Below are 25,482 nucleotides of genomic sequence, written 5' to 3'. Positions count from 1 at the left end.
CGCGCCGGCGCGGCGCGCTCGAGCCCGACGATCGGCCGAGCACGCGACGCCCCACCGCTGCTCCGCTGCTCCGCTGCTCCGCGATCCGCGATCCGCGATCCGCAAAAGACGGCAACCTGTTGGCATGGGTTGCCGTTTTTTTTATCGCCCGTCGACACGGCAAGTGCCGGCCGCTCGATCACGCTTCGGGCGACGCGTCGTCGTCGAGACTTTCGTCCTCGTCGTCGAACAGCGCGATCTGCCCGTGCCGCTCGGCGGTATCCTCGTCGATCCGCACGCCGACGCCCAACAGCCGCACCGCCTGCTTGCGGCGCGCGAGCCCTTTCGCGAGCAGCGCGACGGCGGTCTCGGCATCGGTCGCATCGGCGACGCATTCGACCGTCGTGCGCTGGAAATCCGCGAAGCGGATCTTCACGTACAGCTTTCTGATCGAGCGCGCGGCGCCCGCCCGCTCGATCCGCGCATCGAGCAGCACCGTCAACCGCCGGATCTCGGCCGCGCATTGGTCGAGCGTGGCGAGATCCTGGACGTAGGTCGTCTCGACGCTCACCGACTTGCGCTCCTGGTCCGCGCGCACCGGCCGCTCGTCGATGCCGCGCGCGAGCTCGTGGAGCCGCCGGCCGAACGCGCCGAACTCGTGATGCAGATCGAACAGCGACCAGCCGCGCAGCTCGTCGCAGGTGCGGATGCCGAGCTTGTCGAGCCGCGCCGCCGTCACCTTGCCGACGCCGTGCAGCTTGCGCACGGGCAGCGCGGCGACGAACGCGTCCACTTCGTGCGGCCGCACGACGAAAAGCCCGTCGGGCTTGTTCCAGTCGGACGCGATTTTCGCGATGAACTTGTTCGGCGCGACGCCCGCCGACACCGTGACGCCCACCGTGTCGCGCACGCGCTCGCGGATCTCGCGCGCGATCAGCGTGCCGCTGCCGTGACAGCGCGTCGCGCGGCTCACGTCGAGATACGCCTCGTCGAGCGACAGCGGCTCGACGTCGGGCGTGTAGTCGCGATAGATCGCCATGATGAGCCGCGACGCCGCGCGGTACTTGTCCATCGCGGACGGCAGAATCAGGAGATCCGGACACTTGCGCATCGCAAGCGCCGACGACATCGCCGAATGCACGCCGAAGCGGCGGGCCTCGTAGTTGCAGGTCGCGATCACGCCGCGCTGATCGGGGCGGCCGCCGACCGCGAGCGGGCGGCCGCGCAGCGACGGATCGTCGCGCATCTCGACCGACGCGTAGAAGCAGTCGCAGTCGCAATGAATGATCTTGCGCGCGAACGGGGCCGCGTCGCCCGAAGGCGGCGAAGACGTGTCGGAGGAAGGCGTCGGCTTGTCCAAGGTGCCGATACTGTACAAAAACACAGTGCGTGTTTCAACTGTGCGGCGGGGCGTGACGCCAAGCGCCCGAAAAGAAACAGGAACGCCGGCTGCAGCGGTTCGAACACACGGCAAGCGCCGCGCCGCGATCGCGACGACGGTCGCTCGATGCATATGCATCGAGCGAGAAGAAACAGGCATGCCAAGCATCGCGCGCACGCGTCGCTCGCGCAACCGTCAAGACCGGACGAGACGAGCACGCCGCCCGATCGAAGTCGAATGAAGCCGAAAACGGGAGAAAACCGGACGCGGAAAAACAAAAACCCGGCTCGAGAGCCGGGTTTTTGTCTTGGCGATTCGCGCATCGGTCACTTGCGCGTGGGACATCGCCGAATTTGGTTGCGGGGGTAGGATTTGAACCTACGACCTTCGGGTTATGAGCCCGACGAGCTGCCAGACTGCTCCACCCCGCGTCAGAGAAATAAAAGTATATGGGTTTTAAGCAGGTACGTCAAACTTTATTTCAAACAATCGTCACACACGCCGCCGCGCACCCGCCGATCGAACTAGTCCGGTCGACCCATCGGCACGCACGCGCCCGTTCTCCCGGCGAATAGGCAAGCGCGCCGCCCGTCCCTACTCTTGAGACGCTCCTCCTCGTCCCGAGAGAATCGTCATGGCTTCAATCTCCGCTCCTCCCGCATCGCTCGACAAGCGCGCGATGCCCGTGCTCGCGTCGAGCACGATTGCGTTCACGCTGTGCTTCGCCGTCTGGATGATGTTCGCGATCCTCGGCATTCCGCTCAAGAAAACGCTCGGCCTGAACGACACCGAATTCGGCCTCATCGCCGCGATGCCCGTGCTCACCGGCTCGCTGATCCGCGTGCCGCTCGGCATCTGGACCGATCGCTACGGCGGGCGCATCGTGTTCTTCATCCTGATGCTCGTCACCGTCGCGCCGATCTGGCTGATCGCGTACGCGACCGAGCTCTGGCAGTTCCTCGTGCTCGGCCTCTTCGTCGGGCTCGCGGGCGGCTCGTTCTCGGTCGGCACGCCGTACGTCGCGCGCTGGTTCCCGAAGGCGCGCCAGGGCCTCGCGATGGGCGTGTTCGGCGCCGGCAACTCGGGCGCGGCCGTCAACAAGTTCGTCGCGCCCGCGCTCATCGCCGCGGCCGGCACGTGGACCATCGTGCCGCGCGTCTATTCGATCGCGATGCTCGCGATGGCGCTCATCTTCTGGGTGTTCTCCGCGACCGATCCCGCGCACCGCTCGACAAACGCGACGTCGCTGCGCGCGCAGCTGCGCGTGCTGAAGGACCCGCGCGTGTGGCGCTACTCGCAGTACTACTCGGTCGTGTTCGGCGGCTATGTGGGGCTGTCGCTGTGGCTCACGCAGTACTACGTCGGCGAATACGGCTTCGGCATCCAGTCGGCCGCGTTCCTCGCCGCGTGCTTCTCGCTGCCGGGCGGCGTGCTGCGCGCGATCGGCGGCTGGCTGTCCGACCGCTACGGCGCGTATCGCACCACCTGGTGGGTGATGTGGGTGTGCTGGGTGATGTTCTTCCTGCTCAGCTATCCGCCGACCGACTTCACGATCCGCGCCGCGCACGGCCCGCTCGGCTTCCATCTGTCGCTCACGCCCGTCATGTTCACCGTGCTGCTGTTCGCGGTCGGCATCGCGATGGCGGTCGGCAAGGCGTCGGTCTTCAAGTTCATCGCCGACGAGTTCTCGGACGACATCGGCGCGGTGTCGGGCATCGTCGGTCTCGCGGGCGGCCTCGCCGGCTTCGCGCTGCCGATCCTGTTCGGCGCACTCGTCGATCTGACGGGCGTGCGCTCGACCTGCTTCATGCTGCTCTACGGCGCCGTCAGCGTGAGCCTCGTCTGGATGTACTTCAGCTTCCGCGCCGAGCGCGCGGCGCACGACCAGCGCGTGCTCGCCGCCCGCTCCGCGTGAGCAGTTCCTTCGTCATCTTCGTTCACTCAACGGATTCGATCATGTCCACTTCTCTACTCGTGCGCTGGGACCCCGAAAACCCGGCCTTCTGGCAAGCCAAGGGGCGCCCCGTCGCGTGGCGCAATCTCGCGATCTCGATTCCCGCGCTGATGCTCGCGTTCGTCGTCTGGTCGCTCTGGAGCGTCGTCGTCGTCAATCTCGATCGCGCCGGCTTTCACTTCAGCAAGAACCAACTGTTCTGGCTCACCGCGCTGCCCGCGCTCTCGGGCGCGACGCTGCGCATCTTCTATTCGTTCCTCGTGCCGATCTTCGGCGGCCGCCGCTTCACCGCGATCTCGACCGCGACGCTCCTGATCCCCGCGCTCGGGATGGGGTTCGCGCTGCGCGATCCGGGCACGGGCTATCCGACGCTCCTCATCCTCGCGCTCCTCTGCGGCTTCGGCGGCGCGAACTTCAGCTCGTCGATGGCGAACATCAGCTTCTTCTTCCCGAAGGCGAAGAAAGGGCTCGCCACGGGGCTCAATGCGGGGATCGGCAATTTGGGGGTGTCCGTCGTGCAGTTCGTCACGCCGCTCGTGATCTCGGCCGGCCTCTTCGGCGCACTCGCGGGCGATCCGCAGACCGTCTCCGCGCACGGCACGACGACGAGCCTGTGGCTGCAGAACGCGGGCTTCGTGTGGGTGCCGTTCATCGTCGTCGCGACGCTCGCCGCGTGGTTCGGGATGAACGACATCGCCGACGCGAAGGCGTCGTTCGCCGAGCAGGCAGTGATCTTCCGCCGGCTGCACAACTGGCTCATGTGCTGGCTGTACGTCGGCACCTTCGGCTCGTTCATCGGTTTCTCCGCGGGCTTCGCGCTCCTCACGAAGGCGCTCTTCCCGAGCGTGAATCCGACCGCGTACGCGTTCATCGGCCCGCTCGCGGGCGCGCTGATGCGGCCCGTCGGCGGCTGGGTGTCCGACCGGATCGGCGGCGCGCGCGTGACCTTCTGGACCTTCGCCGCGATGATCGCGGCGGTCGCGGGCGTGATCGCGTTCCTGCCGTCGGGCAGCGACGCGGGCAATTTCGCGGGCTTCCTCGCGATGTTCATCGTGCTGTTCGCGCTGACGGGCGTCGGCAACGGCTCGACGTTCCGGATGATTCCCGTGATCTTCCTCACCGAGCGGCAGCGTGCGGCGCAGGGCCAGGACGAAGCCGCGCAGAAGCAGGCGGTGCTCGACGCCGGCAAGGAATCGGCCGCGGTGCTCGGCTTTTCGGGCGCGATCGGCGCGTACGGCGGCTTCTTCATTCCGAAGAGCTTCGGCACGTCGCTCGACATCACGGGCTCGGCCGTGCCGGCGCTCGCGTGCTTCATCGCGTTCTACGTGTCGTGCGTCGCGATCACCTGGTGGTTCTATGCGCGCCGCAACGCGTCGATGCCGTGCTGAACGCGCGCTGACGCAGCCCCTTTCCGGACGCGGCGCGCTGCGACACGCCGCCGCACCGGACATGCATTCCGCCAGGGCGCGCCGCGCCCTCTAGTTCTTTCGAACTAGTTCTTCTCCCTCCCCTGTCCCGCTCCATCGGCGAATGGGCGCGCGAGCGCACGCGCCGTAATCTCGGAGTGTCCCCTGACACAAGCATTCGCAGCACCCGAGGGCGACCGCGGATGCCCTTGGAGAAACACACGATGAGTCACTTTCTGGATCGGCTGAAGTTCATGTCGCGCGTGAAATCCACGTTCTCCGACGGCCACGGCGCCGTCGTCGACGAGGACCGGCGCTGGGAAAACGGCTACCGCAGCCGCTGGCAGCACGACAAGATCGTCCGCTCGACGCACGGCGTGAACTGCACCGGCTCCTGCTCGTGGAAGGTCTACGTGAAGAACGGCCTCATCACGTGGGAAACCCAGCAGACCGACTATCCGCGCACCCGAGCCGATCTGCCGAACCACGAGCCGCGCGGCTGCCCGCGCGGCGCGTCCTACAGCTGGTACGTCTACTCCGCGCAGCGCGTCAAGTACCCGATGATCCGCGGCCGCCTGATGGAAATGTGGCGCGAGGCGCGCAAGACGATGGACCCGATCGCCGCGTGGGAATCGATCAGCCAGAATCCGGAGAAGGCGCGCCGCTACAAGAGCGTGCGCGGACTGGGCGGCTTCGTGCGCGCCGACTGGAACACCGCGACCGAGCTCATCGCCGCCGCGAACGCGTACACGATCAAGCGCTACGGCCCGGACCGCGTGGTCGGCTTCTCGCCGATTCCGGCGATGTCGATGGTGTCGTACGCGGCGGGCGCGCGCTACCTGAGCCTGATCGGCGGCGCATGCCTGTCGTTCTACGACTGGTACTGCGACCTGCCGCCCGCGAGCCCGCAGGTGTGGGGCGAGCAGACCGACGTGCCCGAATCGGCCGACTGGTACAACTCGAGCTACCTGCTCGTCTGGGGCTCGAACGTGCCGCAGACGCGCACGCCCGACGCGCACTTCTACACCGAGGTCCGCTACAAGGGGACGAAGACGGTCGCGATCTCGTCCGACTACGGCGAGATGGTCAAGTTCGGCGACATCTGGCTCGCGCCGAAGCAAGGCACCGACGCCGCGCTCGCGATGGCGATGGGCCACGTCGTGCTGAAGGAATTCCACGCGGCGAACAAATCCGCGTACTTCCGCGACTACGTGAAGCAATACACCGACATGCCGATGCTCGTGCTGCTGCGCGAGCGCGACGGCGTGCTCGTGCCCGACCACTTCCTGCGCGCGTCGCACCTCGCCGATTCGCTGAACGAAGCGAACCATCCGGAATGGAAGACGCTCGCGATCGACGCCTCGACGGGCGACATCGTCGCGCCGAACGGCTCGATCGGCTTTCGCTGGGGCGAGGCCGCGCACAACGGCGGCGAGAAGGTCGGCCACTGGAATCTCGAAATGAAGGACGGCGGCAGCGGCCGCGCGATCGATCCGAAGCTTTCGCTCGTCGATGCGCACGACGAAATCGTCGACGTCGGCTTCCCGTACTTCGGCGGCGAGCACGAATCGCTGCTCGCGCGCCGCGTGGCCGCGAAGCGCGTCGCGCTCGCCGACGGCACGAGCGCGCTCGTCGCGACCGTGTACGACCTGCAGATGGCGAACTACGGCGTCGACCAGGGCCTCGGCGGCCCGAACGTCGCGGCGAGCTTCGACGACGACGTGCCCTACACGCCCGCGTGGCAGGAAAAGCACACGGGCGTCGCGCGCCACCTCGTGATCCAGGTCGCGCGCGAGTTCGCCGACAACGCGGACCGCACGCGCGGCAAGAGCATGGTGATCGTCGGCGCGGCGCTCAACCACTGGTATCACAACGACATGATCTACCGCGGCATCATCAACCTGCTGATGATGTGCGGCTGCATCGGCCAGAGCGGCGGCGGCTGGGCGCACTATGTCGGCCAGGAGAAGCTGCGTCCGCAGTTCGGCTGGGCGCCGCTCGCGTTCGCGCTCGACTGGTCGCGCCCGCCGCGCCAGATGAACGGCACGTCGTTCTTCTACAACCACACGAGCCAGTGGCGCCACGAAAAGCTCGCGGTGGACGAGATCCTCGGGCCGACCGCCGATCGTTCGAAGTACGAAGGCATGACGCTGCTCGACCTGAACGCGAAGTCCGAGCGGATGGGCTGGCTGCCGTCCGCGCCGCAGCTCGGCAAGAATCCGCTCGACGTCGTCGACGAAGCCGAGCGCGCGGGCAAGGAGCCCGTCGCGTACGCAATCGAGATGCTCAAGAGCGGCAAGCTCGCGTTCGCGTGCGACGATCCCGACAACCCCGCGAACTTCCCGCGCAACATGTTCGTGTGGCGCTCGAACATTCTGGGCAGCTCGGGCAAGGGCCACGAGTATTTCCTCAAATACCTGCTCGGCACGCAGAACGCGCTCTTCAGCGACGAGGCGGATGCGCTCAAGCCGTCCGAGGTGCACGTGCGCGACGCCGCCGTTGGCAAGCTCGACCTGCTCACGGTGCTCGACTTCCGGATGAGCACCACGTGCCTGTACGGCGACATCGTGCTGCCGACCGCGACCTGGTACGAGAAGGACGACCTCAACACGTCGGACATGCACCCGTTCATCCATCCGCTGTCCGAAGCCGTGCAGCCGCTGTGGGAAAGCAAGACCGACTGGGAGATCTACAAGGCGATCGCGAAGAAGTTCAGCGAGATCGCGGGGCCGTACCTCGGCACGCGGCGCGACCTCGTTTGCACGCCGCTCATGCACGACACGCCCGGCGAGCTCGGCCAGCCGTTCGAGCCGAAGGACTGGCGCCGCGGCGAATGCGACCTGATCCCCGGCAAGACCGCGCCGTCGATGACCGTCGTCGAGCGCAACTACGGCGACATCCACAAGAAGTTCACGTCGATCGGGCCGCTCCTCGACAAGCTCGGCAACGGCGGCAAGGGCATCACGTGGAACACCGAGCATGAGGTGAAGGAGATCGGCGCGCTGTCGGACACGGTCGCCGAACCCGGCGTGAGCCGCGGCCGCCCTCGCCTCGACACCGCGATCGACGCGGCCGAGATGATCCTCACGTTCGCGCCGGAGACGAACGGCCACGTCGCGGTGAAGGCATGGGACGCGCTCTCGAAGATCACGGGCCGCGATCACACGCACCTCGCGATCGGCCGCGAGCACGACAAGATCCGCTTTCGCGACGTGCAGGCGCAGCCGCGCAAGATCATCTCCGCGCCGACGTGGTCGGGCCTCGAATCGGAGGAAGTGAGCTACAACGCCGGCTACACGAACGTTCACGAGCTGATTCCGTGGCGCACGCTCACGGGCCGCCAGCAGTTCTATCAGGATCACCGCTGGATGCTCGACTTCGGCGAAGGCTCGTGCGCGTACCGGCCGGCGATCGACACGAAGACCGTCGCGCCGCTGCACAAGCGGATGTCGAACGGCCAGCCCGAGCTCGTGCTGAACTGGATCACGCCGCACCAGAAATGGGGCATCCACTCGACCTACTCGGACAACCTGCGGATGCTGACGCTCTCGCGCGGCGGCCCGCACGTGTGGATCTCGGAGGCCGAGGCGCAGCAGGCCGGCATCCGCGACAACGACTGGGTCGAGGTGTTCAACGTGAACGGCACGCTGACCGCGCGCGCGGTCGTGTCGCAGCGCGTGCCGGCCGGCATGTGCCTCATGTATCACGCGCAGGAAAAGATCGTGAACGTGCCCGGCGCGGAGACGAGCGGCAAGCGCGGCGGCATTCACAACTCGGTCACGCGCACCGTGACGAAGCCGACGCACATGATCGGCGGCTACGCGCAGCTCGCGTACGGCTTCAACTACTACGGCACCGTCGGCAGCAACCGCGACGAATACGTGATCGTGCGCAAGATGAACCGGGTGGACTGGCTCGAAGAGCCGCTTAACGAAGGAGCAGAACAATGAAGATCCGCGCACAAGTGGCGATGGTGCTCAATCTCGACAAATGCATCGGTTGCCACACCTGCTCCGTCACCTGCAAGAACGTGTGGACCTCGCGCGACGGCGTCGAGTATGCGTGGTTCAACAACGTCGAGACGAAGCCGGGCGTCGGCTACCCGCGCGAGTGGGAGAACCAGGACAAGTGGCAAGGCGGCTGGAAGCGCAACGACGCCGGCAAGCTCGAGCCGCGCCAGGGCGGCAAGCTGAAGATCCTCGCGAACATCTTCGCGAATCCGAACCTGCCCGCGATCGACGATTACTACGAGCCGTTCACGTACGACTACGCGCATCTGCAGAACGCGCCGCTCTCGCAGACGCCGCCGACCGCACGCCCGGTCTCCGCGATCACCGGCCAGAAGATGGAGAAGATCGAATGGGGGCCGAACTGGGAAGACGATCTCGGCGGCGAGTTCAAGTCGCGCAGCCGCGACAAGCTGTTCGAGGCCGTGCAGAAGGAGATGTACTCGACGTTCGAGAGCACCTTCATGATGTACCTGCCGCGCCTTTGCGAGCATTGCCTGAACCCGGCCTGCGTCGCGTCGTGCCCGTCCGGCTCCGTCTACAAGCGCGAGGACGACGGCATCGTGCTCGTCGACCAGGACAAGTGCCGCGGCTGGCGCATGTGCATCTCCGGGTGCCCGTACAAGAAGATCTACTTCAACTGGCAGACGGGCAAGGCCGAGAAGTGCGTGTTCTGCTTCCCGCGCATCGAGGCCGGCCAGCCGACCGTGTGCTCGGAAACCTGTGTCGGCCGCATCCGCTATCTCGGCGTGATGCTCTATGACGCGGACCGCATCGAGCAGGCCGCATCCGTCGCCGATCCGCAACAGCTCTACGAAGAGCAGCTCGCGGTGTTCGTCGATCCGCACGATCCGGCGATCGAGCGCCAGGCGCTCGCCGACGGCGTCCCGCAAAGCTGGATCGACGCGGCGAAACGCTCGCCCGTGTACCGGATGGCGTGCGAATGGAAGGTCGCGTTCCCGCTGCATCCGGAATACCGGACGCTGCCGATGGTCTGGTATGTGCCGCCGCTCTCGCCGATCCAGGGCGCCGCGCAGTCGGGGCACATGGGGATGAACGGCGTGATTCCCGACGTGCGCAGCCTGCGGATTCCGCTGCGCTATCTCGCGAACCTCTTGACGGCCGGCGACGAAGCGCCGATCGCCGCCGCGCTCGACCGGATGCTCGCGATGCGCGCGTACAAGCGCGCGCAGACCGTGCACGGCGAGCACGACGCGCAGGTGCTCGAACAGGTCGGGCTCACCGCCGAGCAGGTCGAGGACATGTATCAGCTGATGGCGATCGCGAACTACGAGGACCGCTTCGTGATTCCGTCGTCGCACAAGGAAATGGCCGAGGACAGCTTCGACGAGAAAGGCAGTTGCGGCTTCTCGTTCGGCAACGGCTGCTCCGGCGGCACGTCGGACGGCACGCTGTTCGGCCGCAAGAAGGAAACGGCGGTGTCGTACGCGGCGCTGCCGAGCGTCACGCGCAAGAAAGCGAGCGCCGCATGAGCGCATCGCACGAGGAAAACGTCATGTCGATCTATCCGATTCTGTCCGCCCTCCTGACCTATCCCGAGCAGGAGCTGCTCGACGCGCTGCCCGACGTCGAGCGCGCGCTCGACGCGTTCCCCGACGCGCGCGCGACGCTCGCGCCGCTCGTCGAATCGCTGCGCGCCGCGCCGCTCATCGAGCTGCAGGAGCGTTACGTCGCGACGTTCGACCGCACGCCGTCGCACTCGCTGCATCTGTTCGAGCACGTGCACGGCGAGAGCCGCGACCGCGGCCAGGCGATGGTCGATCTGCTCGACGAATACCGCCGCCGCGGCTTCGAGCCCGTCGGCAGCGAGCTGCCCGACTACGTGCCGCTCTTCGTCGAGTTCCTCGGCGCGATCGAGGACGACGGCGACGCCGATCACGCGGCGCGGCTTCTCGGCGACGCGATCGACGTGCTCGCCGCGCTCGGCGAGCGCCTCGCGCGCGCGCAGAGCCCGTATGCGGCCGCGTTCGCGGCGCTGCGCGCGCGCTCGCCCGTCGAGCCGCGGCCCGTCGCCGAGCCGCCGCCGCGCACGATGGACGAAGCGCTCGAGCGCTTCGGCCCCGGCCACGACGGCGTCGAGCCGCTCCTCGCGCCCGCGGCGAACGCGTCGAACGCGCAGCCGATCCGCTTTCATCCGCCGCGCCGCGCGGCGACGCCCGCTCCCCGCGCGTGACGCGGGGGCGTCGCGAACCCGTTTCGAGGTCACGTCATGGATTATCTGAATACGTTCGTCTACGGCATCTATCCGTATATCGCCGCCGCCATCTTCCTGTTCGGCAGCCTCGCGCGCTTCGAGCGCGAGCAGTACACGTGGAAGTCCGACAGCTCGCAGCTCTTGCATCGCGGCGCGCTGCGCACGGGCAACATCCTCTTTCACGTCGGCGTGCTCGGGCTCTTCTTCGGGCACCTCGTCGGGCTGCTCACGCCCGTGGCGGTGTGGGACGCGCTCGGCGTCACGCATCACTTCAAGCAGCTCGTCGCGATGACGGCGGGCGGCGTGATGGGCTCGCTCGCGCTCGCGGGCCTCGCGATCCTGCTGCACCGGCGCCTGACGAACGCCCGCATCGCGGCCGTCACGCGCCGCGGCGACAAGGTGCTGCTCGCGTGGCTCCTCGTCACGCTGGTGCTCGGCCTGTCGACGATCTTCGAATCGGCGAGCCACACCGACGGCCATCTGATGGTGCAACTGATGACCTGGGCGCAGCACATCGTCACGTTCCGCGGCGACGCGGCGAGCTACGTCGCCGACGCGCCGTTGCTCTTCAAGGCGCACCTGTTCATGGGCATCTCGCTTTTCGCGATCTTCCCGTTCACGCGGCTCGTTCATGTGTGGAGCGGCTTCGCGTCGGTCACGTACGTCGGCCGCGCGTGGCAGCTCGTGCGCACACGCCGCTAGGCGCGGTTCGAGCGGGGTCGGAGCAAACGCATCGCGGCGCGCCGGGCGGGTGCGCCGCGATGCCTCACGCGCCGGAATGTCGCATCGGGAGCGCAACATTCGGCAGGACAATTGTCATGTTCAAAAAAATCATGACGTGCTATGACCCCCGCCCTCCCCGACTCCCCCGCCCCGTGGCGGCACCGCCTGTCGACGCGGATCGTCGCGCTCTCGGCGATCGCGTGGGCGCTCGTCCTCGCGATGGTGGGCGGCACGCTGTGGCTGTCGTGGCAGCTCGAAGGCGCGGGCGCGGCGATCAACGACGCCGGCAGCCTGCGGATGCGCGCGACGCGCACGTACGTCGAGATGACGGGCGCGGGCGTCGAGCCGCGCCGCCAGCTCGCGGCCGAGGTCGACACGATCGACGGCACGCTCGCGCGGCTGCGCCGCGGCGATCCGTCGCGCCCCCTCTTCCTGCCGAAGACGTCCGTCATCCAGCATCAGCTCGACATCGTCACCGACCGCTGGAGCGGCACGCTGCGCCCGCTCGCCGCCGCGGCGCTGCCGGGCGCGCCTCAGCCTGACGCGGCCGCCGCCTATCTCGTCGCACTGCCGGGCTTCGTCGACGAAGCCGATCTGCTCGTGCGCGAGATCGAATCGGACAACGCGCGCAAGACGACGTGGCTGCGCCTGTCGCAGATCGTGCTCGGCCTGCTCGCCTGCTCGGGCGCGGTCGCCGTCATCTATCTGCTGTTCCTGTGGATCATCCTGCCCGTGATGCAGCTGCGCGACGGCCTGAAGCGGATGGCCGCGCGCGAATTCGCGGTGCGGCTGCCCGTGCAGACGCGCGACGAGTTCGGCGATCTCGCGCGCGGCTTCAACCGGATGGCGAGCGAGCTGCAGGAGGTCTACGCGGGGCTCGAGGAACGCGTGCAGCAGAAAACCGCGCAGCTCGCCGCGCAGAACCGCGAGTTGAGCGCGCTCTACGAGATCACCGCGTTCCTGAACCGCCCGCAGGCCGTCGACGAGATGTGCGCGGGCTTCCTGTCGCGCACGATCGCGCAATTCGACGCCGACGCGGGCAGCATCCGCGTCACCGATCCGACGGGCGAGAAGCTGCACCTCGTGATCGCCGAGGGGCTGTCGACCGAGCTCACCGATCTCGAGCGCTGCATGCCCGTCGACGACTGCTTCTGCGGCACCGCGACGCGCGCCGAGACGGCCGTGCTGCACGACCTGCGCGGCGGCGCCGCGCACTCGCCGACGCCGTGCTCGCGCGAAGGCTTCGCGGCCGTCGCGGTGTTCAGGGTGATGACGCAGGACGCGGTGCTCGGCTCGTTCTCGCTGCATTATCGCGATGCGTCGCGGCTGCCCGCCGACGAGCGGCGCGTGCTCGAGACGCTAGGCCGCCATCTCGGGATCGCGCTCGATCACGTGCGGCTGTCGGCGAGCGCCCGGCAGCTCGCGGTCGCCGAAGAGCGCAATCTCGTCGCGCAGGGGCTGCACGACAGCATCGCGCAGAGCCTGAATTTCGTGAACCTGCAGACGCAGATGCTCGGCGACGCGATCGCGCACGACAATCTCGCCGATGCGCGCGACATCGTGCCGATGCTCAAGCATGGCGTCGAGCAAAGCTACGCGGACGTGCGCGAGCTGCTGCTGAACTTCCGCACGCGCCTCGCGCAAGGCGAGCTGAAGGCGGCGATCGAGGAAACGATCGCGCGCTTCGAGAAGCAGACGCGCATCGCGTGCGCGCTCGACTATCGCGAGACAAGCGGCGCGCCGCTGCCGCCCGACGAGCAGCTGCAGGTGCTGTTCATCCTGCAGGAAGCGTTGTCGAACGTGCGCAAGCACGCGCACGCACGGCACGTCGCCGTCGAAGTCGACAACGGCGCCGCGTTCCGGCTGTCCGTCGCCGACGACGGCTGCGGCTACGATCCGGCCGCGCTCGCCGCGCGCGCGGACACGCACGTCGGACTCACGATCATGCGCGAGCGCGCCGCCCGCCTGCGCGCGACGCTCACGTTGACAGGCGCGCCGCAACGCGGCGCGCGCGTCGAGCTGGTGCTGCCCGCCGACGCGCGACAGGCGGCATAGGAACAAGAACGAGGACCAGCATCATGACCATACGCGTACTGTTGATCGACGACCACACGCTCTTTCGCAGCGGCGTCAAGCTGCTGCTGCAACGCCAGCCGGATTTCGAAGTCGTCGACGAAGCGTCCGACGGCGTGGAGGGCGTGAAGCGCGCGAAGCGGCATCAGCCCGACGTGATCCTGCTCGATCTGAACATGCCGGGGCTGTCGGGGCTCGAAACGCTGCAACTGCTCGTGCAGGACGTGCCGTCCGCGCACGTCGTGATCCTCACGGTGTCGGAGGACGCCGAAGAGCTGACGACCGCGCTGCGCGACGGCGCATGCGGCTTTCTCGTGAAGAACATCGACGCGGAGACGCTCGTCGCGGGCATCCGCAAGGCGGCCGCGGGCGAGCCGGTGATCGCCGAGAGCATGACGGCGAAGTGGATCGCGAGCCTGCGCGCGCCGCAGCCCGCCGCACGGCCCGCGCCGGCCGCCGCGCCCGCCGCCGCGCACGCGTCGGTCGATCCCGACCAGTTGACGCCGCGCGAGCACGACATCGTGCGCGCGCTCGCGCGCGGCACGAGCAACAAGGAGATCGCGCGCGAGTTCGACGTCGCCGAGAGCACGGTGAAAATCCACGTGCAGAACATCCTGAAGAAGCTGAACCTGACGAGCCGCGTGCAGATCGCGGTGTATGCGGTCGAGCGCGGATTGACCGCGCAGCATCCGGCCGAGGTGTGACGCGGCGGCGGCGATCGGGGCACGCCACCGTACGCCGGCGCGCATCGCGCGATCCGTGATATCCGCGGCCGCGGCCGCTGCGGCGCCGAGCGTTCCGCGCTCCGGCGGTCCGGCCTCGCCCCGGCGTTGTCATGGATGTCCATGGCTCGCGGTAAGATGACGGCCTCACGCATCCTGCCGATCCTCCCATGAAAATCGCCACCTGGAACGTCAACTCCCTGAACGTGCGCAAGCAGCACGTGCTCGACTGGCTCGCACAGAGCGGCGCCGACGTGCTGTGCCTGCAGGAGCTCAAGATCCCCGACGAGAAATTCCCGAGCGACGAGCTCGAAGCCGCCGGCTACCGCAGCTGGTTCGCGGGCCAGAAGACCTACAACGGCGTCGCGATCCTCGCGCGCGCGAGCCTGCCGTTCGACGAAACGGACGTCGTGCGCAACATCCCCGGCTTCGAAGATGCACAGCAGCGCCTCATCGCCGCGACGGTCGGCGGCGTGCGGATCGTGTCCGCGTATTTCCCGAACGGCCAGGCGCTCGACTCCGACAAGTTCGTCTACAAGATGCAATGGCTCGACGCGCTGCAGGCGTGGCTGAAGGACGAGTTGCAGCGCTACCCGAAGCTCGCGCTGCTCGGCGACTACAACATCGCGCCCGAGGATCGCGACGTGCACGATCCCGCGAAATGGGAAGGCCAGAACCTCGTGTCGCCGCAGGAGCGCGCGCACTTCGCGCAACTGATCGGGCTCGGTTTCGCCGATGCGTTCCGCCGCTTCGATCAGCCCGAGAAGACTTTCACGTGGTGGGACTACCGGATGCTCGCGTTCCGCCGCAACGCGGGGCTGCGGATCGATCACATCCTGCTGTCGCCCGCGCTCGCCGAGACCTGCACGAGCTGCACGGTCGATCGCGTGCCGCGCACGTGGGAGCAGCCGTCCGATCACACGCCCGTCGTCGCGCAGATCGGCTGAGCCCGCTGCGCGCGGCCCCCGCCGCCGCCGCTCGGCGACGCGCGGCGTTCGCCGCAAGCGAGGCGGCGGCGCGCCGCGGCGGACGCCACGCCGATGCCGAACGTCGCGCCGAACGCGACGCAAGCGCCGCGCCGCGCGCATCTGCGAACGCATCGCCACGCCGCCCGATGCAAACGGGGCGCTCGAAGCGCCCCGTTTGCGTCAGCCTACCGATGCGGGCGCCATCCGCGCAGCCCGCATCGCCTCGCGCCGGATCACGATTCGAGATGCAGTTCCTGAATCTTGCGCGTGATCGTGTTGCGGCCGATGCCGAGCCGCTCCGCCGCCTCGACCTTGCGGCCGCGCGTGAAGTCGAGCGCCTCGCGAATCACCGCGGCCTCGAAGCGGCGCGCGAGCGCGTCCATCACGTCCGCCGAATTCTCGCGCAGCAGGCGCGCGACCTCGGTCCGCAGCCCGTGCTCCCACAGCGGATGCCCGGCTATCGTGCCCACGGCCGCGTGCGCGCTCGCGACGACGGGTGCGGCGAGCACCGCGCTCGCCGCGTGCGGCTCCGCCGCGCCGTTGCCGGCGACCGATGCGTCCGCATTCGCCGCCGCCTCCACCGGCGCGGCGCTGCCCGACGCCGTCTGCGTCGCGACGAGATCAGGCGGCAGATCCTTGATCTCGACCGTCTGCGCGGGCGCCATCACCGTCAGCCAGTTCGCGAGGTTCTCGAGCTGCCGGACGTTGCCCGGAAACGGCAGCGACGTGAGGTACGCGAGCGCCTCGTCCGACACGCGCTTCGGCTCGACGCCGAGATCGCGCGCGCTCTTCTGCAGGAAATGCCGCGTGAGGAGCGCGATGTCCTCGCTGCGTTCGCGCAGCGGCGGCAGCCTCAGCCGGATCACGTTGAGCCGGTGATACAGATCTTCCCGGAAGAGCCCCTGCCGCACGCGCGCCTCGAGGTTCTGGTGGGTCGCCGCGATCACGCGCACGTTCGCGCGCAGCGGGCTGTGGCCGCCGACGCGATAGAACTGCCCGTCCGACAGCACGCGCAACAGGCGCGTTTGCAGGTCGAACGGCATGTCGCCGATTTCGTCGAGGAACAGCGTGCCGTTCTCGGCCTGCTCGAAGCGGCCCTGGCGCGTCGTCTGCGCGCCCGTGAACGCGCCGCGCTCGTGGCCGAACAGCTCGGATTCGAGCAGATCCTTCGGGATCGCCGCCGTGTTCAGCGCGATGAACGGGCCGTTCGCGCGCGGGCTGTGCCGATGCAGCGCGCGCGCGACGAGCTCCTTGCCCGTGCCCGATTCGCCCGTGATCAGCACGGTCGCGGCCGAATGCGACAGCCGCCCGATCGCGCGAAACATGTCCTGCATCGCGGGCGCCTGGCCGAGCATCTCGGGCGCTTCGGCGAGCTTGTCGTCCTCGGGCACGCCGCCGCGCAGGCTCTCTTCGACCGCGCGCCGGATCAGCTCGACCGCCTTGTCGACGTCGAACGGCTTGGCGAGATACTCGAACGCGCCGCCCTGAAACGCCGCGACCGCGCTGTCCAGATCCGAGAACGCCGTCATGATGATGACGGGCAGCCCCGGCAGCCGGTCGTGCATCGCCTGCAGCAGTTCGAGCCCCGAGCCGCCCGGCATCCGGATGTCGGATACGAGCACCTGCGGCGTTTCCTGGTCGAGCGCGGCGAGCGCGTCGCGTACGTTCGCGAAGCTCCTCGTCGCGAAGCTCTCGCGTGCGAGCGCCTTCTCGAGCACCCAGCGGATCGATTGGTCGTCGTCTACTATCCAGATCGGCTTCATAGTCGGTCAGAGGTATGGAGAATCGCTGCGCCGCCGCTCAATGATCGAGCGGCAGCAGAATCTGAAATTCGGTTCGGCCCGGCCGGCTGTCCACTTCGATCATCCCGTCGTGCTGCTGGATGAACGTCTGCGCGAGCGTGAGCCCGAGCCCGCTGCCGTCGTCGCGGCCCGACACGAGCGGATAGAAGATCCGGTCGCGGATGTCGTCCGGAATGCCGGGGCCGTTGTCGATCACGTGCAAGTCCAGTGCCAGCTTGTACAGGCGCTTGGCGATCGTCACCTTGCGCGCGATGCGCGTGCGCAGCTCGATCTTCGCGTCGCCCTGCGCGATCCGCTCGCGCAGCGCCTGCGCCGCGTTGCGCACGATGTTCAGGAGCGCCTGGATCAGCTGCTCCTTGTCGCCGCGCAGATCGGGCACGCTCACGTCGTAATCGCGCTCGATCGTCAAGCCGCGCGGAAATTCCGCGAGCATCACCGCGCGCACCCGTTCGCACACTTCGTGGATGTTCACATCGCCGACGATGTGCGGATGGCGATGCGGCTCGAGCAGCCGGTCGACGAGCGTCTGCAGCCGGTCCGATTCCTTGATGATCACCTGCGTGTATTCGCGCAGCTCGCCGCGCTCGCGCTCGCCGAGCTCGAACTCGAGCAACTGCGCGGCGCCTCGAATCCCGCCGAGCGGGTTCTTGATCTCGTGCGCGAGATTGCGGATCAGCTGCTTGTTGACGGCCGTGAGGTCGTGGATGCGCTCCTCGCGGTCGGTGCGCGACTGCCGCTCGTTCTCGAACAGCTCGACGAGCACGAAATCCTGCGCGCCCTCGAGAAAGCCGACGATCGCGTGCACGTGCAGCGGCTCGCGGCCCGGGCGGTCGAGCACGGTGTCGAGATGCGTCGCATGAAAGCGCTCCTCGCCGATCGCGGTGATCGTCGTCGCGAGCTCGCTCGCGTTCGGGAAGATCTCGCCCCACGGCATCTGCGACAGCTGCCGGCGCGAGATGTCGAGCATCGCCTCCGCCGACGGATTGGCGAACGCGATCGTGAGCGTGCGCCGGTCGAGCACGAGCACGACCGTCGGCAACGCTTCCAGCCCCGTGAGGAGCCCCGAGCGCACGAGCCGGTCGTCGTCCGACAAGCGCTCCGGGTGGCCGGCCCTGGCCTTGATCAGATTCTTCAGAACCATCTTGCGTGGATGCCGTGTCAAAAACCGCCGTCGCGGGCGGAGCAAAAAGGGGACGGCGTCCCGCCGTCCCCTTTCAAGGCCCGATGCCTTCGCGCGCAGTTGCCGCGCGAAGGCCGGTGGGCGCCGCGGCGCTTCGTCCGCCGACGAGACGAAGCGCCATCGCCGCTTACAGCGAGTAGTACATCTCGAACTCGATCGGGTGCGTCGTCATGCGGAACTTCGCGAGCTCCTGCTCCTTGAGGCCGAGGTACGCATCGATCATCGCGTCCGTAAACACGCCGCCGCGCGTCAAGAACTCGCGGTCGTTGTCGAGTGCTTCGAGCGCCTGGTCGAGGCCCGCGCACACGGTCGGGATCTTTGCATCCTCTTCCGGCGGCAGGTCGTACAGGTTCTTGTCCGCGGCCTCGCCCGGATGGATCTTGTTCTGGATGCCGTCGAGACCCGCCATCATCAGCGCGGTGAAGCACAGGTACGGGTTCGCCATCGGGTCCGGGAAGCGCGTTTCGATGCGGCGGCCCTTCGGGTTCGACACGTGCGGAATGCGGATCGACGCCGAGCGGTTGCGCGCCGAGTACGCGAGCTTCACGGGCGCTTCGAAGTGCGGCACGAGACGCTTGTAGGAGTTCGTCGTCGGGTTCGTGATCGCGTTCAGCGCGCGCGCGTGCTTGATGATGCCGCCGATGTAGAAGAGCGCCGTTTCGGACAGGCCCGCGTAGCCGTTGCCCGCGAACAGGTTCTGGCCGTCCTTCCAGATCGACTGGTGAACGTGCATGCCCGAGCCGTTGTCGCCGACGACGGGCTTCGGCATGAACGTCGCCGTCTTGCCGTACGAGTGCGCGACGTTATGGATGATGTACTTCGCCCATTGCGTCCAGTCCGCGCGCTCGACGAGCGTCGAGAACTTCGTGCCGATTTCGTTCTGGCCCTGGCCCGCCACTTCGTGGTGGTGCACTTCCACCGGAATGCCGATCTGCTCGAGCAGCAGGCACATTTCCGAGCGCATGTCCTGGAACTGGTCAACCGGCGCGACCGGGAAGTAGCCGCCCTTCACGCCCGGGCGGTGGCCCGTGTTGCCGCCTTCGAATTCCTTGCCCGACGACCACGGCGCTTCTTCCGAGTTGATCTTCACGAAGCAGCCCGACATGTCGGTGTTCCATTGCACCGAGTCGAAGATGAAGAATTCCGGCTCCGGACCGAAGTACGCGGTGTCGCCGATGCCCGTGCTCTTCAGGTACGCTTCGGCGCGCTTCGCGAGCGAGCGCGGATCGCGCTCGTAGCCCTTGCCGTCCGCGGGCTCGACGACGTCGCAGGTCAGAACGAGGGTCGACTCTTCGTAGAACGGGTCGATGAAGGCGGCGTTCGGGTCCGGCATGAGCAGCATGTCCGACGCCTCGATGCCCTTCCAGCCCGCGATCGACGAGCCGTCGAACGCGTGGCCGCTTTCGAACTTGTCCTCGCCGAAGGCCGACACCGGCACCGACACGTGTTGCTCCTTGCCGCGCGTGTCCGTGAAGCGGAAATCGACAAACTTGACGTCCTCGTCCTTCACGAGCTGCATGACGTCGGCGACGGTTTTACTCATAACCTCTTCTCCTGATTGAACAAATCCGGCGGACTGGGACCGCCTCGTTAAGCGAGCTGCTGAGCGCAGCGTTCTTTGCCGCGTACAACCGATTCGAACGGGATCTTTGTAGCAGCTTCCATGCCATGCATGCGCCAGATCGGCGCGAAACGCGCGAGGGCTCGCCCCGTCAGGGCCGGGGCGCGCCCTTTCGGGGCTTCGATGCGCCCGGACGCCGCCCAGCGCGCACCTCGGTTGTGCAATGTATGGTTCCGCACACACGAAAATCCCTATTTTGGTGCCGATCGAGCATTTTGCACCTTTTCGGTGACAACCGCACATCGAAGCGATCGCCTGCCGGAAATCGCCGGCCGTCGCCGCGCACCCGGCGCGCTAGAATGCTTTTTTGATCCGCAGGAGACCTCCCGCCATGAGTACGCTTGAACAGCTTTACGCGCAAGCCGACACGCGCCGCACGCAAGGCAACCTGAACTACGCGGGCGCGCTCTCGCCCGCCGAGGCCTTCGAACTGCTGCAACTCGATCCGACCGCGCGCCTCGTCGACGTGCGCACCCGCGCGGAGCTCGACTGGGTCGGCCGCCCGCTCGTCGGCGACGGCCAGTACGCGCACATCGAATGGACCCGCTATCCGGGCGGCGTGCCGAACGCGGAATTCATCGATCAGCTGCGCATGGCCGCGCAGCCCGATCAGCCGATTCTGTTCCTGTGCCGCAGCGCCGCGCGCTCGAAGCTTGCCGCGGTGGCCGCCGCGCAGGCCGGCTTCACGAAGGCGTTCGATCTGCTTGAAGGGTTCGAAGGCGCAAAGGACGCGCAAGGACACCGCAAGACCGTCGAAGGCTGGTGCCATCGCGGCCTGCCCTGGATCGGCGCGTAACGCGCACTGCCGCCCGCCATCGTCGGGCCGGCCGATGACACGGCGATGACGTGACGCGCCACGGCGGCGCCGGGGCGCCGGCGTCGGGCGGCCCGGTGTGGGGCGAGGCAGTCGGTCGGGTCGGGTCGGGTCGGGTCGGTCGGGTCGGGTCGGGTCGGTCACGCAAGATGCGACGCCCGTCGGCGTCGACGGGCATGCGGCCCGGGCGCGATCAAGCGCCCTTCCTCTTTTCTTCTATCGCCTGGCAATCTTGCATCGGCGCGGCGATGGCCTGCGCCGCCCGCCCGGCTCAGCCGCGTTGCGGCTCGACGATATCGCCGCCGAGCAGATGCACGCCTTCGCGCAGCTTCACGAACGCGGCCGCGACCGCTTCCGGCTCGCCCTTCACGCCGAGATCGATGTGCCGGCGCGCATAGATCCCGCCCTTTTCCGCATCGCCCACGCTCGGCAGGCTGAACACCCGCACGCCCGGAAAGTCGCGCTCGATCTTCTCCATCAGCGGCGTCAGCGTCGATTCGGGCAGCTCGAACACATAAAGCGAACGCTCCGCGTGCGGCGTCGCGTGGTGCAGGTGCGCGTACTTCGTGTCGAGCACCCATTCGATCATCGGCCACGCCATGACCGGAAAACCCGGCACGAAGTGGTGGTCGGCGCACGAAAAACCCGGAATCCGGTTGTAGCCGTTCGGAATGATCGTCGCGCCGCGCGGAAACACGCCCATGTTGAGGCGATGGCGGTTCTCGGGCGAATCGAGATCGACGGGCGTCGCCGGGTCCGTGTGCGTCTCGCGAATCCGCTCCTCGATCAGCGCCTTCGCCTGCGGGTGCAGCTCGAGCGGCACGCCGAGCGCGGCGGCCGCGCACTGGCGCGTGTGGTCGTCGGGCGTCGCGCCGATGCCGCCCGTCGAGAACACGATGTCGCCCGACGCGAACGTGCGCGCGAGCGTCGCCGTGATCCGCGCGGGATCGTCGCCGACGTACTCGGCCCAGCCTAGCGCGAGCCCCCGCGCGCTCAGGAGCTCGATCACCTTTGCGAGGTGCTTGTCTTGGCGGCGGCCGGACAGGATCTCGTCGCCGATGATGATGATGCCGATGGTCATGCTTGCCTCGTCAAATCCGTGGAAGTCGCGCTCGCCGCCGCCGCGCGTTGATCCTGCAGCGCGCGCAGGCAATAGAAGCCGAACCACAGCGCCGAAAACACCAAGATGAACGCGTAGACCCAGATCATCGCGGCGGCGACGAACGGAAACAGCACCATCATCCAGATCGACGACACCCAGATGAAAGTCGGCACGGTGCCGAGCAGCCCGCTCGCGACGCCGATCCCGAAGAGCGGCCAGCGATGCTTGCGGACGAGCATGCGGCGCTCGTCCGCGCTCGCGTGCAGCGCGAGCGCGTCGTAGGTCATCACGCGGTACGTGAGCCAGCCCCAGATCACGGGCGGCAGCAGCGCGAAGAACGGCGGAATCAGCCACAGCGGCACCGTGACGATCAGCAGCACGATGCTCGCGAGCGCGGCCCACAGCGAATTGAACACGCTGCCGAACCAGTTGCCGCCGCGCTTCATCTCGAGCGATGCGAACTGCCGCTTCGACAGATGGGTGACGACGGCCGGCATCGACAGCGTCGCGATCAGCAGCAGCACGGTCAGCACGATGAGCGGGATCGTGAGCGACACGACGACGAACGGCGCGACGACCGCATGCAACTGCGACGCGCCGATCGCGTTGAAAAACTTATAGAGGAGCGCCGTCAGCGCGAAGCCGTCGAGCGCGGCGCGCGCGGCGTCGACGAGCGGCTGCCACGCGAACCACAGCACGACGCCCCAGACCACCGCGGCGACGATAAACGGCATGAAGGTGAGCCAGAGCATCCGCGGGTGCAGCGCACTCGCGAGCGCCCGGCCGAAGGAGCGCAGCAGATCGTTCATGCGGGACGGATCATCGATCGAGAATTGGGAAAGGCTCGGAAAGGATAAACCACGCGGCATGCGCGCGGCAAAACGGGGCGGTAGCACGGCGTCGGATGGCGAACGCGAGAATCGCGTGCATGCGCCGCGGGCGATGGCCGGCGAGCGTCGGGCGATGCGCGATGGGCAACGGAAACGAGAGCGGGCGTGACAGGCAACGGGTGACGAACAAAGGGCAGCGGGCAGTTGGGCGGTTGGGCAGCGATCGCGGCGTCGCGCGACCAATATGGCAATGGCCGGCCGCCGAAATACGGTATCAACGGCGAATGAAACCCGAAGCGAAAAGCCGCCCGGCATCGCCCGGGAAACCGCCGCCGCGCTCGCATGCCGTCCGCCGGGCGTCGGGCGTCGGCAAAAGTCCGGACGCGGCCCGAAAACGCGTGAAAACACAGATGGGCAGCGACGGAAATCGCCCGGAAACGAACACAAAGCGCCGCTGAAAGCGCCGCTCGACGCGACGCCGAGAAAGAAGCGACAGACTCGCCGGGGACGACGGCCCCGGGCGGCCCATTCGAAAGACCCGCTTCGCGGACGAAACGCACGGCGCGGCGCGCGCGATTTCCAGCCGGCGCCGCACGCCGCCGCGCCCCCCCGCCCGAGCCGGCCCGAAACGCCGCTCGCCCCGCCCCCGCCGCGCCCCGCTTACGCCGAAGCAGCGCCGCGCGCCTTCTTCGGCGCGAGCCGCCGTGCGATCCGCACGAACGCGAGCCAGTGCTGCGCCCAGAAGCCGTCGCCATACGACACCCCTTCGTACTGCTCGCGGATTCCCGTCGGCTCCGGCGTGCGGTTCCACGACGCGGTGCGAAACAGCATGTCCCACCACGGGAACAGCACGCCGAAGTTGCAGCCGTATTTCGTGCCCTCGTGGCCATAGCCGACCGCATGATGGCGGCGGTGGAACGTCGGGCTGACGAACAGGCGTTCGCCGAGCCAGCCGAACGGCAGCCGAGCGTTCGTATGCTGGACACTCTGCACGAAGTTCGTGAGCGCGGTCAGCACGACGAATTGCGACGGCGACACGCCGATCACGAGCGCGATCGCCGCGAAAAAGCACGCCTGGATCACGTCGTCGAGCAGGTGATTGCGGTCGTCGCACCAGAGCGACATCTGGCGCTGGCTGTGATGCACCGCGTGCAGCTCCCACCACACGCCGATCCGGTGCTGCCAGCGGTGATACCAGTAGCCGGCGAAATCGAGCACGATCAGGTAGATCGCGAACGCGACGACCGGCTTCGACGTGACGCCCGGCCACAGGTAGTCGAGATTGAAGTTCGAGACGCCGTGGAGGCGCAGCCGCGCCTGGAAGTTGTCGAAAAGCGGCTGCAACGCGAAAAAGAAGAACAGGTTGAAGATCCCGAGCTTCGCGATCAGCGTGTAGATCACGTCGACCCGCGCCTCCTTGCGGTTCGCCCATTGCTCGACCGGGCGCAGCGCCTCGAGCGGGCGCAGCAGCACGTACATCGCGACGACTTGCAGCGCGCCGACGATCACCCAGTAGAGCGCGTCGTACGTGTCCTCGTCGTAATCCATCAGGCCGACCTTGAACATCACCGGCTGCACGACATCGACGTACAGCCAGGTCTGCAGATCGGACACGAAGCCGTCGAGCGCGGCGACGATCATATGCAGCATGAACCGCTCCCCCGCCTCGTCACGCGCCGTTCGGCGCCGTCCACGGTGCCCGGTCGTAGAAATAGATCCCGTGCGGCGAGCGGCCGACCGAAATCGTCTGGATCAGCTTGCGGCTCGGCAGGTCGATCACGCCGACCTTCTTCGCGAAGCGGAACGTCACCCACAGCGTCTTCTTGTCGGCGGACAGCTCCATGTCGTCCGGGCCGGGCAAAAGGCCCGTGATGTCGCCGACGTTCACGAGCGCGTTCTCGTCGATGATGCTGATCGTGTTCGCGACCCGGTTCGTCACGGCGACGTGCGTGCCGTCCGCGAGCGAGCGGAAGTTGTGCGCGCCCTTGCCGGTCGGAATCGTTTTCACGATCTTCTGGTTGCGCCAGTCGACGACGGCGACGTAATCGGCGCCCGTCATCCCGATCAGCACGTACTTGTCGCCGGGCGTGAGCCAGAGGCCCGCCGGCACCTTGCCGACCTTCATCTTCCACTTGACCGTCTGCGTCGCCAGATCGATCGCGGCGAGCTCGCCCGACACCTGCAGCGACACGAGCACCGTCTTGCTGTCCTTCGTGAACGCGAGGTGGCTCGGCATCACCTCGAGCGGCACGCGCTTGGCGAGCTTCAGATCGCGGCCGTCATAGCTGTAGATGTCGACGCGGTCGAGCCGCAGGCCCGCCGCGACGAACCACTTGCGGTCGGGCGAGAAGCCGAGCTGGTACGGATCGTCGATTCCTTCGAGCGTGCGCTGCGGCTTGCCCGTCTTCGGATCGAGGAACATCAGGCTGTTGGACACCGAGTTCGCGACGATCAGCGACGAATTGTCGGGCGTCGCCATCAGGTGGTGCGGCTCCTTGCCGGTCGGATACTGACCGACGACCTGGCGGGAGCCCTCGTCGATCAGGGAAAGCGTCGCTTCGGCCGAATTCAGCACGATCACGTTGTTCGCGAAGGCGGCGACGGGCGCCAGCACGGCGGCGGCAAGCGCGAGCGTGCGGCCGAGGGAAAGGAAATTGCGCATGAAGACTCACGTCGTGGACTGGCGTGATTGTAAAACGCGCGAG

Annotated in this window: 18 protein-coding genes and 1 tRNA gene; 10 read left to right on the top strand and 9 right to left on the bottom strand. The window is 67.6% G+C overall.

Going from position 1 to position 25,482, the window contains the following annotated elements; translation table 11 throughout:
- Positions 1–178 precede the first annotated feature (178 nt).
- A complete protein-coding gene (gene dinB, locus WS78_RS06400; RefSeq protein WP_082717337.1) occupies positions 179–1,339 on the bottom strand; it encodes a DNA polymerase IV in 1,161 nt (386 codons plus the stop codon).
- Between the two features lie 375 nt (positions 1,340–1,714).
- A tRNA-Met gene (locus WS78_RS06395) sits at positions 1,715–1,791 on the bottom strand.
- A 203-nt stretch (positions 1,792–1,994) separates the two neighbouring features.
- Here WS78_RS06395 and WS78_RS06390 point away from each other — a divergent pair.
- From WS78_RS06390 to xth, 9 genes are all read left to right on the top strand, one after another.
- Positions 1,995–3,275: an MFS transporter gene (locus tag WS78_RS06390; protein ID WP_038748797.1), complete on the top strand. Its 1,281-nt coding sequence runs from the start codon at positions 1,995–1,997 to the stop codon at positions 3,273–3,275.
- A 41-nt stretch (positions 3,276–3,316) separates the two neighbouring features.
- The gene (locus tag WS78_RS06385; protein ID WP_038748795.1) at positions 3,317–4,702 is read left to right on the top strand and encodes a NarK family nitrate/nitrite MFS transporter; all 1,386 of its coding nucleotides are present in this window, start codon (positions 3,317–3,319) and stop codon (positions 4,700–4,702) included.
- Between the two features lie 242 nt (positions 4,703–4,944).
- A complete protein-coding gene (locus tag WS78_RS06380) occupies positions 4,945–8,670 on the top strand; it encodes a nitrate reductase subunit alpha (protein WP_059577242.1) in 3,726 nt (1,241 codons plus the stop codon).
- The gene (gene narH / locus WS78_RS06375; protein ID WP_059577149.1) at positions 8,667–10,220 is read left to right on the top strand and encodes a nitrate reductase subunit beta; all 1,554 of its coding nucleotides are present in this window, start codon (positions 8,667–8,669) and stop codon (positions 10,218–10,220) included. The genes WS78_RS06380 and narH overlap by 4 nt, the downstream gene beginning before the upstream one ends.
- A complete protein-coding gene (narJ, locus tag WS78_RS06370) occupies positions 10,217–10,921 on the top strand; it encodes a nitrate reductase molybdenum cofactor assembly chaperone (protein WP_038748791.1) in 705 nt (234 codons plus the stop codon). Before narH ends, narJ begins: the two co-directional genes overlap by 4 nt.
- Before the next feature lie 36 nt (positions 10,922–10,957).
- Positions 10,958–11,644, top strand: a complete 687-nt coding sequence (gene narI / locus WS78_RS06365; RefSeq protein WP_038748789.1) for a respiratory nitrate reductase subunit gamma — start codon at positions 10,958–10,960, stop codon at positions 11,642–11,644.
- Positions 11,645–11,785: 141 nt separating this feature from the next.
- Positions 11,786–13,720, top strand: a complete 1,935-nt coding sequence (locus tag WS78_RS06360) for a type IV pili methyl-accepting chemotaxis transducer N-terminal domain-containing protein (RefSeq protein WP_059577146.1) — start codon at positions 11,786–11,788, stop codon at positions 13,718–13,720.
- A 23-nt stretch (positions 13,721–13,743) separates the two neighbouring features.
- Positions 13,744–14,442, top strand: coding sequence for a response regulator (locus WS78_RS06355; protein ID WP_038748785.1), 699 nt, complete (start codon positions 13,744–13,746; stop codon positions 14,440–14,442).
- Positions 14,443–14,630: 188 nt separating this feature from the next.
- The gene (gene xth / locus WS78_RS06350; protein WP_038748783.1) at positions 14,631–15,407 is read left to right on the top strand and encodes an exodeoxyribonuclease III; all 777 of its coding nucleotides are present in this window, start codon (positions 14,631–14,633) and stop codon (positions 15,405–15,407) included.
- Between the two features lie 254 nt (positions 15,408–15,661).
- Here the strand turns inward: xth and ntrC are convergent, their stop codons facing one another.
- From ntrC to glnA, 3 genes are all read right to left on the bottom strand, one after another.
- Positions 15,662–17,191 (bottom strand): nitrogen regulation protein NR(I), encoded by a 1,530-nt coding sequence (gene ntrC, locus WS78_RS06340; RefSeq protein WP_059577140.1) that lies wholly within the window; start codon positions 17,189–17,191, stop codon positions 15,662–15,664.
- 37 nt (positions 17,192–17,228) lie between these two features.
- Positions 17,229–18,371 (bottom strand): nitrogen regulation protein NR(II), encoded by a 1,143-nt coding sequence (glnL, locus tag WS78_RS06335; RefSeq protein WP_038748779.1) that lies wholly within the window; start codon positions 18,369–18,371, stop codon positions 17,229–17,231.
- Positions 18,372–18,537: 166 nt separating this feature from the next.
- Positions 18,538–19,953 (bottom strand): type I glutamate--ammonia ligase, encoded by a 1,416-nt coding sequence (gene glnA / locus WS78_RS06330; protein ID WP_038748777.1) that lies wholly within the window; start codon positions 19,951–19,953, stop codon positions 18,538–18,540.
- A 409-nt stretch (positions 19,954–20,362) separates the two neighbouring features.
- On the opposite strand from glnA, the gene WS78_RS06320 reads away from it, so the two are divergent.
- Positions 20,363–20,827, top strand: a complete 465-nt coding sequence (locus WS78_RS06320; protein ID WP_038748775.1) for a rhodanese-like domain-containing protein — start codon at positions 20,363–20,365, stop codon at positions 20,825–20,827.
- A 289-nt stretch (positions 20,828–21,116) separates the two neighbouring features.
- Here WS78_RS06320 and WS78_RS06315 read toward each other — a convergent pair whose 3' ends face one another.
- The 4 genes from WS78_RS06315 to WS78_RS06300 all read right to left on the bottom strand — a co-directional run bounded on the left by WS78_RS06315 (position 21,117) and on the right by WS78_RS06300 (position 25,439).
- Positions 21,117–21,926, bottom strand: a complete 810-nt coding sequence (locus WS78_RS06315; RefSeq protein WP_059577137.1) for a competence/damage-inducible protein A — start codon at positions 21,924–21,926, stop codon at positions 21,117–21,119.
- A complete protein-coding gene (locus WS78_RS06310; RefSeq protein ID WP_038748772.1) occupies positions 21,923–22,756 on the bottom strand; it encodes an EI24 domain-containing protein in 834 nt (277 codons plus the stop codon). Before WS78_RS06310 ends, WS78_RS06315 begins: the two co-directional genes overlap by 4 nt.
- A gap of 681 nt (positions 22,757–23,437) precedes the next feature.
- Entirely contained in the window at positions 23,438–24,427 is a 990-nt protein-coding gene (locus WS78_RS06305) for a sterol desaturase family protein (protein WP_059577133.1), read from the bottom strand.
- A gap of 19 nt (positions 24,428–24,446) precedes the next feature.
- Positions 24,447–25,439 (bottom strand): YVTN family beta-propeller repeat protein, encoded by a 993-nt coding sequence (locus WS78_RS06300; protein ID WP_059577130.1) that lies wholly within the window; start codon positions 25,437–25,439, stop codon positions 24,447–24,449.
- Positions 25,440–25,482 lie beyond the last annotated feature (43 nt).

Source organism: Burkholderia savannae (assembly GCF_001524445.2).
Lineage (GTDB): Bacteria > Pseudomonadota > Gammaproteobacteria > Burkholderiales > Burkholderiaceae > Burkholderia > Burkholderia savannae.
Note: the sequence above shows the minus strand (reverse complement) of the source record. Positions and strands in the feature narration are given on the sequence as shown.